The organism is Streptomyces sp. NPDC046931 (genome assembly GCF_040644655.1).
GTDB lineage: Bacteria > Actinomycetota > Actinomycetes > Streptomycetales > Streptomycetaceae > Streptomyces.
On the sequence record NZ_JBEYWX010000024.1, the window covers coordinates 14,022 to 28,332 of the forward strand.

At 68.0% G+C, this 14,311-nt stretch carries 16 protein-coding genes and 2 pseudogenes; 15 read left to right on the forward strand and 3 right to left on the reverse strand.

Going from position 1 to position 14,311, the window contains the following annotated elements; all coding sequences use genetic code 11:
- The 8 genes and pseudogenes from ABZ876_RS30885 to ABZ876_RS30920 all read left to right on the forward strand — a co-directional run bounded on the left by ABZ876_RS30885 (position 1) and on the right by ABZ876_RS30920 (position 6,269).
- Entirely contained in the window at positions 1 to 537 is a 537-nt protein-coding gene (locus ABZ876_RS30885) for a toxin-antitoxin system, toxin component (protein ID WP_361788302.1), read from the forward strand.
- Entirely contained in the window at positions 537 to 1,742 is a 1,206-nt protein-coding gene (locus ABZ876_RS30890) for an MAB_1171c family putative transporter (RefSeq protein ID WP_361788109.1), read from the forward strand. The genes ABZ876_RS30885 and ABZ876_RS30890 overlap by 1 nt, the downstream gene beginning before the upstream one ends.
- Positions 1,739 to 3,157 (forward strand): FAD-dependent monooxygenase, encoded by a 1,419-nt coding sequence (locus ABZ876_RS30895; RefSeq protein ID WP_361788111.1) that lies wholly within the window; start codon positions 1,739 to 1,741, stop codon positions 3,155 to 3,157. Before ABZ876_RS30890 ends, ABZ876_RS30895 begins: the two co-directional genes overlap by 4 nt.
- 626 nt (positions 3,158 to 3,783) lie before the next feature.
- On the forward strand, positions 3,784 to 4,200 hold the full coding sequence (locus ABZ876_RS30900) for a DUF3995 domain-containing protein (protein ID WP_361788113.1): 417 nt from the start codon (positions 3,784 to 3,786) through the stop codon (positions 4,198 to 4,200).
- A gap of 81 nt (positions 4,201 to 4,281) precedes the next feature.
- Positions 4,282 to 4,512 (forward strand): hypothetical protein, encoded by a 231-nt coding sequence (locus ABZ876_RS30905; protein ID WP_361788115.1) that lies wholly within the window; start codon positions 4,282 to 4,284, stop codon positions 4,510 to 4,512.
- Complete coding sequence (locus ABZ876_RS30910; RefSeq protein WP_361788117.1) at positions 4,509 to 5,273, forward strand: alpha/beta hydrolase; 765 nt, start codon at positions 4,509 to 4,511, stop codon at positions 5,271 to 5,273. Before ABZ876_RS30905 ends, ABZ876_RS30910 begins: the two co-directional genes overlap by 4 nt.
- A gap of 116 nt (positions 5,274 to 5,389) precedes the next feature.
- Positions 5,390 to 5,512 (forward strand): annotated as a pseudogene (locus ABZ876_RS30915) (IS5/IS1182 family transposase); the annotation flags it as partial.
- Between the two features lie 115 nt (positions 5,513 to 5,627).
- On the forward strand, positions 5,628 to 6,269 hold the full coding sequence (locus ABZ876_RS30920) for a hypothetical protein (RefSeq protein ID WP_361788119.1): 642 nt from the start codon (positions 5,628 to 5,630) through the stop codon (positions 6,267 to 6,269).
- 82 nt (positions 6,270 to 6,351) lie between these two features.
- Here ABZ876_RS30920 and ABZ876_RS30925 read toward each other — a convergent pair.
- Positions 6,352 to 6,587, reverse strand: a pseudogene (locus ABZ876_RS30925) (IS630 family transposase); the annotation flags it as partial.
- Between the two features lie 280 nt (positions 6,588 to 6,867).
- Between ABZ876_RS30925 and ABZ876_RS30930 the strand changes: the two are divergent.
- The 7 genes from ABZ876_RS30930 (at position 6,868) to ABZ876_RS30960 (ending at position 13,035) form a co-directional block, all read left to right on the forward strand.
- Positions 6,868 to 8,073, forward strand: coding sequence for an ATP-binding protein (locus ABZ876_RS30930; protein WP_361788121.1), 1,206 nt, complete (start codon positions 6,868 to 6,870; stop codon positions 8,071 to 8,073).
- Entirely contained in the window at positions 8,070 to 8,483 is a 414-nt protein-coding gene (locus ABZ876_RS30935) for a roadblock/LC7 domain-containing protein (RefSeq protein ID WP_361788123.1), read from the forward strand. The genes ABZ876_RS30930 and ABZ876_RS30935 overlap by 4 nt, the downstream gene beginning before the upstream one ends.
- On the forward strand, positions 8,480 to 8,854 hold the full coding sequence (locus tag ABZ876_RS30940) for a DUF742 domain-containing protein (protein ID WP_361788125.1): 375 nt from the start codon (positions 8,480 to 8,482) through the stop codon (positions 8,852 to 8,854). The genes ABZ876_RS30935 and ABZ876_RS30940 overlap by 4 nt, the downstream gene beginning before the upstream one ends.
- Positions 8,829 to 9,419: an ATP/GTP-binding protein gene (locus ABZ876_RS30945; RefSeq protein ID WP_361788127.1), complete on the forward strand. Its 591-nt coding sequence runs from the start codon at positions 8,829 to 8,831 to the stop codon at positions 9,417 to 9,419. The genes ABZ876_RS30940 and ABZ876_RS30945 overlap by 26 nt, the downstream gene beginning before the upstream one ends.
- A gap of 122 nt (positions 9,420 to 9,541) precedes the next feature.
- Positions 9,542 to 10,852: a cytochrome P450 gene (locus tag ABZ876_RS30950; protein ID WP_361788128.1), complete on the forward strand. Its 1,311-nt coding sequence runs from the start codon at positions 9,542 to 9,544 to the stop codon at positions 10,850 to 10,852.
- A gap of 234 nt (positions 10,853 to 11,086) precedes the next feature.
- Positions 11,087 to 12,223, forward strand: a complete 1,137-nt coding sequence (locus ABZ876_RS30955; RefSeq protein ID WP_361788304.1) for a cytochrome P450 — start codon at positions 11,087 to 11,089, stop codon at positions 12,221 to 12,223.
- A complete protein-coding gene (locus ABZ876_RS30960; RefSeq protein WP_361788130.1) occupies positions 12,220 to 13,035 on the forward strand; it encodes an enoyl-CoA hydratase/isomerase family protein in 816 nt (271 codons plus the stop codon). Before ABZ876_RS30955 ends, ABZ876_RS30960 begins: the two co-directional genes overlap by 4 nt.
- A gap of 35 nt (positions 13,036 to 13,070) precedes the next feature.
- Here ABZ876_RS30960 and ABZ876_RS30965 read toward each other — a convergent pair whose 3' ends face one another.
- Together ABZ876_RS30965 and ABZ876_RS30970 are read right to left on the reverse strand one after the other, a co-directional pair.
- Complete coding sequence (locus ABZ876_RS30965) at positions 13,071 to 13,577, reverse strand: DUF6584 family protein (protein ID WP_361788132.1); 507 nt, start codon at positions 13,575 to 13,577, stop codon at positions 13,071 to 13,073.
- 118 nt (positions 13,578 to 13,695) lie between these two features.
- A complete protein-coding gene (locus tag ABZ876_RS30970) occupies positions 13,696 to 14,274 on the reverse strand; it encodes a hypothetical protein (protein WP_361788134.1) in 579 nt (192 codons plus the stop codon).
- Positions 14,275 to 14,311 lie beyond the last annotated feature (37 nt).

Below are 14,311 nucleotides of genomic sequence, written 5' to 3' on the forward strand. Positions count from 1 at the left end.
ATGTCCGAGCTCAGCACAGCAGTCGCACAGCAAGTCGACGTCCCAGCAGAGCCTAGGACCATCTTCGAGGCTCTGTGCGCGGCCATGAGCCACCGCCGGGGCAGACCGGTCGTGCTGCACATTCGAGAGTTCCCCAAGGAGATCGCCAACACCACGACCGGTCTCTGGCTCGACCTGGCCGAACAGGATGTGGTGGTCGTCGAGGAGGGCCTCGCCCCGGACCACCAGCTCGTAGTACTGGGACACGAGCTGTGGCACATGCACGCCGGGCACTGCGGACACGAGGTCGGCGGCGCGGCGGTGGCGGCCCGGGCGGCTCTCGCGTCGGAGGTCGACTGGCCTGAGGTGGCCCGTCGTGTCGCGGCTCGCAGCCACTCACAGCAAGAGGACGAAGTCGCGGCCGAGACGTTCGGCCTTCTCCTGGGCAGCCATATGCGTACCTGGCTGGCCGAACCCGACGACACCGGCGTTCGCCACCTGGACGACGTCGCGCGCCGCATCAATGCGTCGCTGGGATATCCCGGACCACAGGGCTGATGGCCTTGAACGTACGCGCCCTCACCTACAACCCGTACAGCATCACGGCGGTCGTCCTGGTCGTCTCGCTCGCCTACAAGCTCCCGGCGGTGATCCGGGCGGGACGCAATCCCCTACTGCGCCAGGTGGGCGGACTGCTTCTGGCTGCCTGCGGTGTCTTCATCTTCGCCGCGCCCCCCACCATCGCCGTCGTCAACGACATCACGGGTGTCACCAACTTCTCGGCGCCCTGGGTCTACAGCCTGCTCACCGGCTTCTGCGCCTCGTGTCTGCTACTGATCATCAAATGGCGTGGCGGTCCGCCGGAGAACATCCGCCGCGCCAGGTACTGGGTGTACGGCAGCTACGGAACCCTCCTCTCCGCTCTCTGGATCCTCTTCGCGCTGGGCGACCACCACGTCGAGCGGCTGCGCGACCTGGACACCTACTACGCCAACACGCCGTACATGCGCGAGATGATCGTGCTGTATCTCCTCGGGCACACGGTGGCGGTCCTGATCACATCCGCCCTGCTGTGGAGCTGGGAAAGCCGCGTACGGGGAACCGGCTGGCTGCACAAGGGCGTCGTGCTCCTCGGCATCGGCTACGCCATGAACCTGATCTACGACGTGGTGAAACTGACGCCTGTCGTCGCCCGGTGGACCGGCCGTGACGACCTGGACTGGATGAGTACCGACCTCGCCCCGCTCATCGCCGCCCTGGTCGGCCTGCTCATCGCGCTGGGATTCATCCTGCCTCATGTCGGGGAGCGCCTGTCCCATCGCTGGGCCACCGGCCGCGAGTACCGGGCTCTGGGCCCGCTGGCCCGAGCACTGCACTCGGTACCTGCCGCATCCGCGCCTGTGGCGCTCGGCCGGTTCGCCCCGCTCGAGCTGCGTCTGACCCGGCGGCAGACCTTGATCCGTGACGCGCTGCGGCAAGCGGCTCCCTTCATGGACGCCGCCTTGCGCAAGGAGCTGCGGCAGCGTCACCTGGCGGCGGGATGCGACCGCGCCACGGCCGAGGCCGTGGCGGATGCCATCACCATCACAGCCGCTGTCTCGCACATGCGCGCCACCGGCCGACGGGCCCCGGAACAGGCACTGCGGCTGCCGACCGAGAGCATGCAGGATCTCGTGTCGATCTCCCGCGCACTGCGCCGAGGCCCCAGCACGCTGCCGGCTCACCGGACCGCGACCGCCGAAGAAGAGAGCGTGATGTCATGAGCGCGAGCAATATAGTGCCCTCCCCCGGAAATCCCAGGCGAGCGGTCGTCATCGGCGCGGGCCTGACGGGGATGCTGGCCGCGCAGGCGCTCGCCGGCGAGGCGGACGTGGTCATCGTCGAACGGGACACCTTGCCCGACGCTCCCGTACCGCGAAGGTGCCTGCCCCAGGCGCACCACGTTCATCTGCTGTGGTCCGGGGGCGCGGACGCCATCGAAAGTCTCCTTCCGGGCACCGTCAAAATCCTTGCCGCGTACGGCGCGCGACGGATCCCTCTGACCACCGGGATGGTCGCCTACAGTCCACAGGGGTGGTTCCGGCGCTGGAACGAGAGCCACTACGTGATCGGCTGCAGCCGTGACCTTCTCGACTGGGTCATCCGCGACCAGGTGCTCACGGGCGCCCACGGCCGCATCACCGTCATGCAGCAGACCGAAGTCCTGGGCCTGGAAGGTGACGCCGCCGCCGTCACGGGCGTTCGCGTCCGCCGCGCTGACGGAGAAGAGGAGACCCTGTCCGCCGACATGGTCTTCGATGCGAGCGGCAGGGCGTCCCGCACCCCGACGTGGCTGCGTGAGCTCGGCGTTGAGGAACCTGCCGTCCGCGAAGTCGACTCCGGGCTGGTGTATGCCAGCCGGATCTACCGCGCGCCTGAGAAGACGCACGGCATGGCCTGGCCCATCATCAACGTGCAGGCAACCGTCCGGGGAGACGGCCCCGGGCAGGCCGGCGTCATCCTGCCCATCGAAGACGGCCGCTGGCTTGTCACCCTCTCCGGCACCAGAGGCGGGGAACCCGCCAGCAGCAACGACGCCTTCCTGCCCTTCGCCTTGCGACTCCGTCACCCCATCGTCGGCGAGGTGATCGAGAAGCTCACACCCCTCACCGATGTCAAGGTCACGCGGATGACGGTGAATCGCAGACGGTTCTACGAAAAGGCCGGCATGCCGGAGAGGTTCGTCGTACTCGGGGACGCTGTCGCCGCATACAACCCCGTCTACGGCCACGGAATGTCCGTCACCGCGCTGGGCGCCGTCACGCTCAGGCATGCCGTTCGCCGCCACGGCTGGGCCACACCGGGACTCGCCCGCCGCATCCAGAAAGGCATCACGCGTCACATCAACACGGCCTGGACCTTCGCGGCCGGTTCGGACGTCTTCTATCCCGGCTCCACTCAGCAGGGCCCCACCCTTGGGGAGAGAGCCGCAGCGCGATTCGTGGACCGGCTGATATACACGGCCACCGGCTCCGGTCGCGTCGCCCGCGATGTCACCGACGTCATGACCCTCGAGGCGGGCCCGCGCACCCTCGCACGGCCGAGCACCCTCGTAGCGGCCATCCGTGGCCCGCTCAGGCCCCAACTGGCACATCCGCCGCTCACCGATGAGGAACGTCAGGCACTCGCCACCGCTTGACACGTCGGCAGAGCACGCCTGCGTCCGTGCGCGTGCGGTGACGGGCCCCATCATGCACGGCCGCGGACGAAGAGAGCGGCCAGACGCACGCCGGGCGGTCGCGGCGACGGCGCGATCAGCCGACGGCAGGGAGCTGCTGAGCGAAGCGGCGGACGGCATCACTGAAGGCGTCTGGACCGCGACTCCCTCAAAGGCGCCTCCGCCCGGCTGCCGCGCAAGGAATACGACACGCGCGTGCGCCGGTACCTGTGGGGGCGGCCGCTTCCGGTCCGGCTCCTGCTTCGCCGATCGTGCCAAGGAGCGCCGATCACCGTCGTACGCCGGTACGTCGAGAACCGGCACCGCACCGGTAGCTGAGCTCAAGAGTGCAGACTCGCCCTGTTGGCGAGGCGGCCGGCGGTGAAGTCCACGGGTGCTGCGATCGCTCGCCGCCTGGACGATCAAGTCCGATGTGCTCGATCGCATGCGGTGCCTAGCTCAATGGTGGGCGTGCTGGTTTCTCAGTGCTGCCGGCGGTGGCGTGCCTCGGCAGTGGCATGCTCCTCGCTATGCATGAAGATCGACAGGACAGGACAAGGGCGGGGGTGTGGGGGTGTATCGCGTGTGCCTGGGCGGTCACTTTCGCCATGCTTCATTTCTACTGGGCGCTGGGCGGCAGCCGGGGGCTGAGTGTCTCGGCGGGGCCCCTGGCCGAGGAACGCCCCACGTGGTTCGTGGCGGTTGGCTTGTGGGGTGTGGGAGTGCTGTGTCTTGTCGGCGGTGTGCTGGGATGGCTTCTCGCCCGGCCACGGCCCCGCGGCCTGGCCGGACAGGTGGTCAAGGCTCTCGGCTGGTGTGTCTGCGCTGTGCTGCTGGTGCGCTGCATCGCGATTGAGTTGCTGCTGCTGACCGACCCGGCAGGCCAGGAGGTAGACGTAAGCCCTGAACAGCGGCTGTGGACGCTGGCGCTGTGGAATCCCTGGTTCCTGGTCGGCGGTCTCGTCTTCGGCTTGGCCGCTCGGGAGTTTGGAAGAGCGAAGGACCCGAGTAGCAAAAGCACCTGACGGCACGTCAGGTAACACGAGCAGCGTATCCGAGGTCGTTGTGTGACGAACGACCTGGACAGCCTGCTGACCGCACTGTAAGTGAAGATCGATGACGAGCTGGAGAGCGATCGGTGGATGGGCAGACCACCGTGGCTGACCGACTCCGACCTGGTCACCCTCGCGGTCGCGCAGGCACCGCTCGGCCTCCACTCCGAGACGCGCCGGCTGCGGTACGCGAACGCGCACCTGGGTGCGATGTTCCCGCACCTGCCGCAGCGGCCTTCGGCCACTGAATACATCGGACTTGATCGTCTAGGGTCTGCCACATGACTCTCGCTTACGATGCGGCCGGGGAGGGTCCGGCGCTGGTGTTGCTGCACTCCGCGGTGTGTGACCGAAGGATGTGGGATCCCCAGTGGCCGGCCCTGGTCGATGCCGGATACCGGGTGGTTCGTTGCGACTTCCGGGGCTTCGGCCAGTCTCCTTTGCCGGACCGGCGCCACAACGACGCAGAGGATGTGCTGGACCTGCTGGACGCCCTGGGCATCGGGCAAGCCGCGCTGATCGCCTCCTCGTATGGCGGACGTGTTGCCGTGGAGATCGCCGCACGCCATCCGGACAGGGTATCCGCCATGGCACTGCTGTGCGCCGGGCTGCCAGGGCATGAACCCACCGATGAGCTGCGCACGTTCGGCGAGCGGGAGGACGCACTGCTCGAGGCGGGCGATATCGCGGGGGCCGTGGAACTGAACGTGGACACCTGGCTGGGGCCGGACGCCGAGGAGGCTGTCCGGGAGCAGGTGCGCGCGATGCAACGGCATGCCTTTGATGTGCAACTGGCCGCCCCCGAGGGGGCCGGGCGGATCGAGGTGGGGATCGACCTGTCAGCGATCAAGGCACCCTGTCTGGCTCTCTCGGGCCGCCGCGACCTGCCGGATTTTCGGCAGATCGCCGCCCAGCTGCCGGCTCTGCTCGCCGACACCCGGCACCTGGAACTGTCCTGGGCCGGTCACCTCCCCAGCCTGGAGCGGCCTGCCGCCGTGACGCACCTGCTGGCCGACTTCCTGCGTGAGACTGTTCCCGCCTGCTGAGCGTGATTGCCGTGTGCCGGTCAGGCCGCCCAGCGGCGGCCGCCTCAGCGGGTGCCTTTGTCCCTGCGGATACGGCCGCCCTCGTGGAGTGGGGCGACCAGGGCCTCGGGGGCGGGGAGCACGTCGTCGCCCGCGTGAACAGGGGGAAGGTCCTCCGTGACTGCCGTCTCGAAGGCGACGGTGCCCGCCATGGTGTGCTCGGCATCGTCCGCCTGCACAAACTCGCGCTGACCGGATGATCGATGCCTGGTCCAGCTTCGGTCGGCGGAGTGACAGCCGGTAGGAATGCGAGACAGCAGGATGTCGCGCAGTAATCGCAATGCGGCGCGAGCAGGCGTGCCGCAGACTTTCCGGGTGATCGTTCTGCAGCCCGTCCTGGAGATCTACGCCTCCGAAGGCTTCACCCTCTGGCCTGTCGCCGAGTCCGAGCCGTACGGCTTCCTGGCGCTCAGCGGCGCACTCGATCCTGCCGAGGTCGGCACAGCGGTGATGCGCATCGCCGACTGCAACAACATCGATCCCGAGAACGGCGGTCGCCCACCGAGGCCCGCCGACCCGCTCGGGGACTTCCTGCACGGACTACTCACCATGGACGACCTCTTCGCATCCGGCGGCCTGCGGATGTCTGACACCGCAACCGGCACCACGCTGCTGCCGGGCTGCTGCAGCGGGCTGGACGAGAGGCGCGACTGGCTTGAGGTCGTCGACGGCAAGGGCTGGGCCTCCTTCGGTCACGACCCCTCTCCGCTCGCTGAACGGCACGGCGGAATCGTCCGATTGACCGTCGACGCCGAGCATGACAACAGCGCGGTGATTGAACTACCCGTCACGGAGCTACGTCACCTGCTCGCTGGCGCAGAGCGCGACCTGGTCGACTTCCTCCAACTGGTCGCCGCCTGGGCTGCCCGGCACCTGCCCGATTACGCCACCCCTGTCACCTCCGCCATCGGCCGTGCTCTAGACCTGCCGGCACCAGTGATACCGCCGAACCCATAGGGCTACGTGCCGGCGCACCACCTGCGATCCGTTGGCAGCGGTCTTCAGGCTTGAGGTGGCCAGTTGGATCTTTACGGGACAGTACTTTGTCGTCGCATTCGGAATCGGGCGACTCCTCCGCGTCTTGGTCCGCTGAAACGTGATACCACGGCGGGCGAGCGGGCCCCGTAACGCCTCACGACCGATCCGGATCGCGCGGTCGTGCACATCACGCAGGTGGTCGGCGAGCTTAAGGATCGACCAGCGGGTGAAGGGTCGCCCGAGCGGTACCTCACAGGGACGTTTCTGCGATGCGCTGCGATCGCAGTCGTGCGGCAAGGCGGTCCGGAAGAGGACGGAGAGAGTCTTCCACTGGGTGTCAAGTGGGCGTCAGCGAAAGGGCGTTGACACTTTGCGCACTGCTAAGATCATCGCACTTACAGTAGGCTGGCGCCGCGTCATGTACGCGTCACGGGGGACAAGTCAGTCTCGAGGCCCCATCGCGAAGGAGTAGCCGTTGGTCCGCGAGTGAGGCCCGCAGCGCGGTGCGAGGCTCGCGACTGCGGCCACTGCCGTGCGGCCTGTACCTACCCCCGCGATGCGACTTGAAGAGAGTCTCATGACGTCATTCACCAGGGATCCACTCCTGTGGATCTTGCTAGTTGTACTGATCGCTGCGGTTGCCGCGGTGATGCGTGCCCGGAGAACCAACATGGCGCTGCGGAAGCAGAACGCCGACCTGAACGCAGACCTGCACGGCACCCGCACGGAGGTTCGCAGGCTCCACATCGAGAACGCAGGTCTGCGTTCCGAACAGGAGCGGGCCTTGGCGGAGGTGCGCCATGACGCTGAAGCGGAGACGAAAGACGTTCTCAGGGCGTGGATGCGGACCCTGCAGGTCCTCGCCGACGAACAGCAGCGCTCCATCAGCGACCTGGCCAGACTGAAGTACGGCGACGATCCGCAACTCCTCGCCGACTTCATGACCATCGACCACACCAACAGCCAGTTCGGCCGACGGGCCCAAGGTATCGCGGCCCTGTGCGGCGGCTGGCTCGGCCGCCGTGAGGCTGCTGCCTCCGTGTACGACGTGGCGCGCAGCGCGCAGGGACGCATCAAGCACTTCGACCGGGTGCAGATCCATTCGCAGGTGAACGTCGCGGTCGCCAGCACGGCCGTCGAGCCCGTGGCGGTCGTCCTCGCGGAACTCTTGGACAACGCGACCAACTACAGCGCGCCCGGCACGCCCGTCGAGATCAACATCCAGGCCGTTCCGACCGGTGTGTGCCTGATCATCGACGACGCCGGCCTTGGCATCAGCCAAGAGGAGAAGGACCGCGCCGCCGCCCTGCTGAACCCGCAGGCACCCGTCTCGATCACCAGCCTCGGCAACCCGCCGAGGGTGGGCTTCGCCGTTGCGGGAGTACTCGCCGCCCGGTACGGCTTCAAGGTCTCGGTCGATTCCGTCTCGCCGTACGGCGGCGTCCGCGCGGTCATCCTCCTGCCGGAGAGTCTCTTGACCCACGATGCACCCGAGCCCGACTCCGCGTCCGATGCCGAGGCCGTGAGGAACACCCACGCATCGGCGCCTGGGCCGCGCGTGGGCCCGGCGCGATCGCCGGTGCCGATCGTCGGAAAGACGGCGGGCGGACTTCCGAGGCGGCGTCGAGCGGCCGCAGTGGTGACACAGCAGACCCCTTCGCCGGAACTCGAGCCTGAGCCGGAGCACGACGGTGAGGTGACCGCGTCGCGTATCGGGGCCTTCGCGCGCGGAACCCTCCTCGGGCGGGACACGACCACCACGGAAGGATCTCAGGACCAGTGAACCCCGCAGGGAAGCCCGATCTGTCTTGGGTGCTGAACGACGTGCTGAACGTGCGCGGCGCCCGTCATGCGATTCTCGTCTCTGCCGACGGCCTGCTCCTCGAGCGCTCCAGCGAAATCCCCCGGGACGATGCGGAGACCAACGCAGCCGCGATGAGCTCGATGCAGTCGCTCAGCCGGGCTGTCGCCGGCTTCGTGGCGGGCGGAAAGGGAACCTGGAAGCAGACGCTCATGGAGTACGACGGCGGCTGGATCTTCCTGATCGCAGCGGGCAGCGGAGCCTACTTGGCGGTCTCCGCGGCTTTGGACGTCGACATGGAGGTCATGTCGATCCGCATGCAGCAGCAGGTCAAGGCCTTGGGGCAGGCACTGAGCACGCAGCCGCGGCAGAGCGCTGGTGCTGAGGCATGACGGCGCCCGGCGAGGAAGCTCCGGTCTCCAGCGAACTCGTCCGCTCCTACGTCATCACCGGCGGCAGGCGACTGCCTTCCGCCGATGACCTGTCGCTGCACACGCTCGTCACCCTGGCGCCCGACCGGGAACCCCCGCTGGGTGCCGGCCCGGAGGTACGCGCCATCTGGGAGTTGTGCGCGGGGGGGTACCTGGCCGTGGTCGAAGTGGCCGCGCACCTTGGCCTGCCGGTGGGAGTCGCCCGACTACTCCTGACGGACTTAGCCGAGCAAGGCCACTTGCTGCGCCGCGCCGCGCCACCTCCCGCCCAGGCTGCCGACAGAGCCCTCATCGAAAAGGTGCTGAATGGACTCCAAACTCTCTACGCCTGAGCCCCGGTACGTATCAGGCGCAGTGACGACCACCGCGAAGATTCTCGTGGTGGGGCACTTCGCTGTGGGCAAGACGACGTTCATCGGCTCGCTCTCCGAGATCGCCCCGTTGCGTACCGAGGAGAAGATGACCCAGGCGTCCACCCACGTGGACGATCTGCGGGGCGTGCCGGACAAGGTGACGACCACCGTCGCCCTGGACTTCGGGCGCCTGACGCTGGGCGACGAGGTCGTGCTGTACCTCTTCGGTACACCCGGTCAGCAGCGGTTCATGCAGCTGTGGGAGGACATGGCCCGCGGCGCCCTGGGCGCGCTGATCCTCGTGGACCCCGCCCGGCTGGCCGATTCGTTCCCCGTGATCGACCTGGTCGAACGGTACGGCCTCGAGTACTCCATCGCGGTCAACAGCTTCGCGCCGGAGAACCGGTACGACGAGGCCGAGATCCGCGAGGCGCTCGATCTCCTGCCCGATACTCCCGTCTCGTACTGCGACGCCCGGAATCGAGAGTCATCGGGCAGAGCGTTGATCACTCTTGTACGGCACCTCCTCATCCGTACGGCCTGATCCCGCGCACCCCTTTGCACCCCCCGCCCCGGGCCACAAGGACGCCGGGAACACAAAGGAACCGAACACTCATGGAATTCCAGCAGTCAGTCGCAGCACCAGGTGCGCCTGCACGATGCCCCATGCACGGCCAGGACTTCGCCGCCGATCCCCACGGCATCTACGCCAAGATGCGCGCCCACGGGCCCGCGGCTCCGGTCGAACTCGTTCCAGGCGTGGACGCCACACTCGTCACCGAGTACCAGGCCGCACTCAAGGTGTTGCAGAACACGACGGACTTCAGCCGGGACCCACGCCGCTGGAAGGCACTCAACGAGGGCCTCATAGCGCTGGACAACCCGGTGCTGCCGATGATGGCCTACCGCCCCAACTGCCTGTTCACCGATGGTGCCGTCCACCTCCGGCTGCGCAAGGCCGTGACCGACAGCCTCGACCGGCTCAATATCGGCAGACTGCGCCGTGACGTCGAGCCCATTGCCGCTTTTCTGATCGACCAGTTCAGCGAGCGAGGACGGGCCGACCTCATCCACGACTACGCCAAACTGCTGCCTCTGCTGCTGTTCAACCGGCTCTTCGGCTGCCCGGCCGGCATCGGCGACCGGCTCACCAGCTCGATGTCCGCGATTTTCGACGGCAGGGACGCCCTGCGGGCCAACGAGGAGCTCACCGCCTGCCTCATGGAGCTGATCAGTCTCAAGCGGCGTGAGCCCGGCGACGACGTCACCTCCTGGCTCATCCAGCACCCTGCCGGGCTCAACGACGAGGAACTCAAGGACCAGCTCGTCATGCTGATGGGCGCCGGCGTCGAACCCGAGCGCAATCTCATCGGCAACGCCTTGCTCCTGCTGCTGACCAGCGGACCCTCGGGCCGGGGCGGCAGCATGCTGACCGAAGAGGCGCTTGACCACGTCCTGTGGAACAACCCGCCCATCGCCAACTACGCCACCCACTACCCCCTCCACGACGTCGACCTCGGCGGCGTCCACGTCGAGGCCAACACTCCGCTGGTGATCAGTTTCGGGGCCGCCAACAACGACCCCGCCCTCAGGGAAGCCCGCCAGTCCCTCAGCAAGGGAGCCCATCTCGCCTGGGGTGCCGGCCCACACGCCTGCCCGGCGAAGTCGCCGGCGACCGTGATCGCCCTGACCGCGATCGAGGCGATCCTCAACGCGCTGCCCGACCTGGCCCTCGACGCCCCGGCGGAATCGCAGGAGTGGCGACCGGGTCCCTTCCACCGGGCGCTGGCCGCTCTTCCGGTCCGCTTCACCCCGACTCCGGGCACGCGGATGGCCACGCTCCAATCCCCCGCACAGCCCACGCGCTCGGCGGCAGTGGAACCGCCCCGCGGATCCACCGTGGCGATACCCCGTCAACAAGCCAGGTCGGCCAGGAAGGGTTTCTGGAGCACGTTCCTGGATATCTTTCGCGTCTAGAGCACACAGCATGTGACAGGAGCAACACGCAGCGGCGCATTCCGGCGGGTGGGGGAAGGGTAGGTTCCGCCAGTAACGGTAGCGCCCAGCCCAGACGAGGAGCTCTGCGTGACCGCTGTGGATGACATAGGCGGCATAACCACCGACCGTCGGGCCGTCATCTCCGTCCTCCGGCGCCTGCGATCTCCGGAAGGGCAGACCAATCCTCTGCCCCTCTGGGACGAATTGCGCGCCATGGGCGACGTCGTTCCCGCCCCGTGGGGCGGCTACTTCGTCACCGGGTTCGAGGCATGCAGCCAGGTCCTGCGCGGCAGGAACTGGCTCGTGCCCGACATCGCCTGGCAGGAACGGCAGCCCGACCCGGAACGCTGGCAGGCCCTTGCCACCCAGGAGATGAGCCACACCCTCTCCCGCGTCAACGCCCCGGCCCACACCAGCCAACGGCGCAGTCTGGGCAATCTCTTCGACCGCCGGACCCTCGAGGAGATGCAGCCCGACATCACGAGCCACGTCGGACGGCTCCTCGACACCCTGGCCGAGAACATGCGGGAACACGGCGCAGCGGACTTCGCCACCACCGTCAGCGAGCAGTTACCCATCCGTACCGTCGGGCACTGGCTCGACATCCCCGCCGAGCACTACCCGCACATCCTGAACCTCACTCACCGCCAGGTCCACGCCCAGGAGCTGCTGCCCACCAAGAGCGAGCTCGCGATCTCCGCCGATGCCACCCGCCGGCTCCGGGCCTTCTTCACCGATCTCATCCGGCTACGCCGCGCCCACCCCGGCAAGGACGCGCTCTCCGGATGGATCGGCCACTGGGATGCCCAGCTGCCCGACGACCGGGCCGGTGCGGACCGCATCCTGTACTACCTGACGATGTTCATCACCATCGCCTCCCTGGAGACCACCGCGACCCTGCTCTCCGTCGCCGTCTGGCTTCTCCTGAAGGAACCGGCCCGCTGGGACTGGCTGCGCCACCACCCCGAGCACATCGACGACGCCATCGACGAGGCACTGCGCTACGACCCGCCCATCCACCTCAACTCACGCATCGCCGCCGACGACACCATCCTGGCCGGCGTGCCCGTCGCCAAGGACCAGGTGGTTCACGTCCTGTACGGCGCCGCCAACCACGACCCCCGCCGCAACGAGAACCCTCACGTCTTCGACATCCTCCGCAGCGGCTCCCACCTCACCTTCGGCGGCGGCGCCCACTACTGCCTCGGTGCGGGCCTTGCACGCCTGGAAGCCCGAACCCTGCTCACCCACCTGCTGAAACGATTTCCGACCCTCACACTCGCGGCCGGCCCCAGCTACGCACCGCGCATGGTGTTCCGGCGCGTGACCTCCCTGAAAGTGACGACATGAGCGCCCTGCCGACCTCGGCCACCTACACCGTTCAGACCCTCAAGACACTGCGCGCCGACCGGCAGGGGCCCGTCTTGTCCATCGAGCTGAACACGCCCGACCAGGGCAACACGGTCACCGACACGCTGCTCGACGAGCTCCTTGCCGTCCTCGACGAGCAGGACCCCGGCACCCGCGTCATCGTGCTCTCCGGCACCGGCACCGACTTCTGCCTCGGCGGAGACCGCACCGAGTTCACCGAGCAACTGGCCGACGACCCCACCGGCGGCGGTATCCGCATCTCCGGGACCAAGGCCCGCCGCGTCTGTGAAGCCCTCACCGACAACCCGGCAGTGACCATCGCACGAATCCAGGGCAAAGCCATCGGCGCCGGCCTCGCCCTCGCCCTCGCCTGCGACCTCCGGGTCGGAGCCGACACCGCGACCTTCCGGCTGCCCGAACTCGCCCTCGGCCTGCCTCTTGCCTGGGGCGGCCTCCTCCCCAGACTCCTCGCGGAGGTAGGCGCGGCGCGCGTCCGCGAACTCGTCCTCACAAGCCGCGCTTTCACCGCTCACGAGGCCCAGGCCCTGTCCATCCTGCAGAACGTCGTACCCGAACAAGAACTCGACGCTGCGGTGACGGCCTGGGCCAAACCCATCCTCCGCCGCTCCCCCGCCGCTCTACGCGTCACCAAACTCCTGCTCAACGCCCACGCCGCGGGCGCTCGACTCGCCGACGCCACCACCCTCGACTCCGAGCTGATGGCCTCGGTCCTCGCCGAAGCCGAGTACACGCGCGCACAGGGACAACGGCGCACCGGGCACCTCATCTGACCAAGGGCACCCTTCGGCGGTCCCGGCGACCCGAGTCATTCGAAGAGGGCCACGAGCCCGTTCACCCAGATGGCCAGGAACGCAAGGACCGCCACCAGGCATCCGGCCCCCGCCAGGAAGTCGGCGAACCCGCCTCCCTTGCCGTCCGCCTCACAGCCGGATGGCAGCGTGTCCCAGTCGACCGGGCGTCCCATGACACGAGAGGAGGCTGCTCGTACCGCTGCCAGTTGTTCTCTGGCGAAGTCCGATGGGGCAAGCGACTCGGGACCATGCCAGGAAAGCGCCCGCATGCGCTGTGGAGCTGTGCGGTAGCGCGCCTCGAAGGCGGAGGTCTCGGCTGCGTCCCGGTCCTGTTCGAGATACATCCAGCGGCCCGCTTCCGCAGGCTCCCCGTACAGCCGGTACACCTCGGCCAGTCGGCGGCGAAGCATCAGGTCGTTCGGAAAGGACGACACCAGCCCACGCAGGCGTTGGCGCGCGACGGGGACCCGGCCTGCGGCCAGGTCTGAGTCGACTCGGGCAAGGGTGTCTCTCAGCGGCATATGCGCATGATCGGCCACCGCGGGGACCGCCGTCGACCCGGTTTCTCGTTCCAGTCCCGCAGCAGGGCCCGGTACGCGCGCGAGGCCCGTTGTCGGAGTTCGAGTATCCGCGCACACCTCACTGCCGCCTCCGGTTCCGGTTCCGGTCGAAGGACCACGCGCCGACACCCACCAGTACGGCCATGCCGAATCCGTACACCGGCAGCCACAGGGTGGTGGTGGCCGCCAGGCAGTCGGCCACGGCCTCATGGCTCTTGATGTTCTGTGCGTAAGCCACAGCAGTGCGTTCGCGACCGGCGAGGTCTCCCAACGAGGCCTCGACGACCGCGCGCTCGTACCTGCCCAGCTCCCGGCACTCGTTGCGCGTGCCCGGCATGGGAAACAACCACGGCCAGCGCTGAAGCATCGGAGCCACCGCGATCGCGACGCACAGCCCCACCACCACCGCGTACGCCGCGAGATTCAGCAGGTACGCGCCGCGCCGACCGGGAGTGCAGGCCGGCAGGCGATGAAAGCAGAAGATCAGTGCGAGCAGCGTCACCCCGATGTACGTGGCGAACCACTGCCAGGATCCACTGGCGAACGCGGCTGTCAGTACTGCGGCGAGCGCGATGCCGACGACTCCCGGCTGAGGCGGAGCGTCGTGACCGCCCGTGCCACCCTCTTTCCACGCTCCCTGAAGGCTGAGGTCCTCCACAGTAGCTCCCGCCTGCTTCCGAGGGCATCAGTGTGCG

What these genes read in the sequence shown, in the direction of transcription:
- ABZ876_RS30945 (WP_361788127.1), top strand. Translation starts at nt 8,829, where the DNA reads ATGGACTCCAAACTCTCTACGCCTGAGCCCCGGTACGTATCAGGCGCA.
- ABZ876_RS30910 (WP_361788117.1), top strand. Translation starts at nt 4,509, where the DNA reads ATGACTCTCGCTTACGATGCGGCCGGGGAGGGTCCGGCGCTGGTGTTG.
- ABZ876_RS30950 (WP_361788128.1), top strand. Translation starts at nt 9,542, where the DNA reads ATGCACGGCCAGGACTTCGCCGCCGATCCCCACGGCATCTACGCCAAG.
- ABZ876_RS30940 (WP_361788125.1), top strand. Translation starts at nt 8,480, where the DNA reads ATGACGGCGCCCGGCGAGGAAGCTCCGGTCTCCAGCGAACTCGTCCGC.
- ABZ876_RS30965 (WP_361788132.1), bottom strand. Translation starts at nt 13,577, where the DNA reads ATGCCGCTGAGAGACACCCTTGCCCGAGTCGACTCAGACCTGGCCGCA.
- ABZ876_RS30930 (WP_361788121.1), top strand. Translation starts at nt 6,868, where the DNA reads ATGACGTCATTCACCAGGGATCCACTCCTGTGGATCTTGCTAGTTGTA.
- ABZ876_RS30890 (WP_361788109.1), top strand. Translation starts at nt 537, where the DNA reads ATGGCCTTGAACGTACGCGCCCTCACCTACAACCCGTACAGCATCACG.
- ABZ876_RS30955 (WP_361788304.1), top strand. Translation starts at nt 11,087, where the DNA reads ATGGGCGACGTCGTTCCCGCCCCGTGGGGCGGCTACTTCGTCACCGGG.
- ABZ876_RS30885 (WP_361788302.1), top strand. Translation starts at nt 1, where the DNA reads ATGTCCGAGCTCAGCACAGCAGTCGCACAGCAAGTCGACGTCCCAGCA.
- ABZ876_RS30960 (WP_361788130.1), top strand. Translation starts at nt 12,220, where the DNA reads ATGAGCGCCCTGCCGACCTCGGCCACCTACACCGTTCAGACCCTCAAG.
- ABZ876_RS30895 (WP_361788111.1), top strand. Translation starts at nt 1,739, where the DNA reads ATGAGCGCGAGCAATATAGTGCCCTCCCCCGGAAATCCCAGGCGAGCG.
- ABZ876_RS30900 (WP_361788113.1), top strand. Translation starts at nt 3,784, where the DNA reads ATGCTTCATTTCTACTGGGCGCTGGGCGGCAGCCGGGGGCTGAGTGTC.